We start from the raw sequence: 1552 nt of genomic DNA on the forward strand, positions 1-1552 counted from the left end.
GGTCGACGCGCTGGCCTGGACGCCGCCCGCCGCCGCCCGCGCGCCCGCGGCGACCGGCGCACCGCCGGCCCCGGTGGCGCTGGTCGAGCGGGCCAGGCTGGCGGGCATGATCCACGAGCTGTACGACGAGCTGGGCGCGGCGTCGTTCTCGGCCGCCTGGCAGCACGACCCCGAGGGGCTGCTGGAGGCCGCGGTGACGCTGCTGGCCGAACTGCGCCTGGTGCGGCGCCATCCCGGCGGGGTGCTGCTGCTCCCGGCGTTCGCCCGCTACCGCAACATCACACTGGCCCTGCCCGACAAGCGCGCCGAGCAGGGCCGGCTCGCCCTGGAACCGCCGACGTCTCCCGCGGAGGAACCCTCTTCATGACACCCGCTCTCGGCCGATTCAAACCGTCCCGCGCCGGTGTGATCAACATCTGGGACTACATCGACGAGGAGTTCGTCTTCGCCGACGGGCGTCTGGTGCTGCGCGGGCACAACGGGTCGGGCAAGACCAAGGCCCTTGAGGTGCTGTTCCCCTTCATCCTGGACGGGGTGAGCGACGCCCGGCGCCTTGACCCGTTCAGCGGCGAGAACCGCACGATGAAGTCCAACCTGCTCTACCGCGGCCAGGAGGCCGAGTACGGCTACGTGTGGATGGAGTTCACCCGCGACGACGGCGCGGGGGACGGGGGCACGCAGGCCGTGACGCTGGTCATCGGCCTGCGCGCCCACCGCCACCGCGACGGCGTCGCCTCCTCGTTCTTCGTGACCGGCAGGCGGGTCGGCGTCGACTTCGGGCTGCTGTCGGCCGACTCCCGGCCGCTCACCGAGAAGCAGCTCAGGGCGTCCCTGGAGCCGGGGGCGCGCTACCGGACGGCCACCGAGTACCGCGCGGCCGTGGACGCCCGCCTGTTCGGGCTCGGCAGAGAACGCTACGCCCAGCTTCTGGACCTGCTGCTGGCGCTGCGCCGCCCGCTGCTGGCGAAAGACCTCGACCCGGTGAAGGTCTCCGACACCCTCAGCGCCGGCCTCAGCCCCATCGACCCTGCGCTGGTCGACCAGGCGGCCCGCGACTTCGAGAACCTCGCCGCCGTGCAGCGCCTGTTCGACGACCTGACCCTCGCCGACGGGGCGGTCAAGGAGTTCCTGGACCACTACACCGCCTACCTGCGCGCCCACATCCGCCACCAGCTCGACCGCGTCGGCGAGCGCGTCGAGGGCGCGGCCGGCGTCGCCGCCCGGGTCGCCCAGGCCGCGGCCGAGCTACGCCGCGCCCGCGCCGCACGGCAGGAGGCCGCCGCCGGTCGCGAGGCCGCGCAGGCCGAGCTCGACCGCTACGACGGCCGGCTGTCGGCGCTCAAGCAGCACGATGCCTACCAGGCCAGGGGAGAGCTCGACGGGCTGCGCCGGCAGGTCGCGGGCGAGAGCGCGGGCATCGACGCCGAGCGGCGGCGCCTGGACCAGGCCCGCGAGCACGTCGCCGGGCAGGTGCAGCACGCTGACCACCGACTCGGCGGTCTGCTCGGTGGCCACCCGCTGCACGGCCAACGTGACGATCTTGCAGGCGCGC

The 1552-nt window shown here is 74.0% G+C and carries 1 protein-coding gene and 1 pseudogene; both read left to right on the forward strand.

The window, feature by feature from the left end:
- A partial coding sequence (locus ABZU32_RS40910) for a DUF2398 family protein (protein ID WP_354932173.1) occupies positions 1-367 on the forward strand: 367 nt, incomplete at its 5' end.
- A pseudogene (locus tag ABZU32_RS40915) lies at positions 364-1552 on the forward strand (TIGR02680 family protein); the annotation flags it as partial. The gene ABZU32_RS40910 and the pseudogene ABZU32_RS40915, both read left to right, overlap by 4 nt.

This window comes from Sphaerisporangium sp. NPDC005288, from assembly GCF_040607475.1.
GTDB lineage: Bacteria > Actinomycetota > Actinomycetes > Streptosporangiales > Streptosporangiaceae > Sphaerisporangium > Sphaerisporangium rhizosphaerae.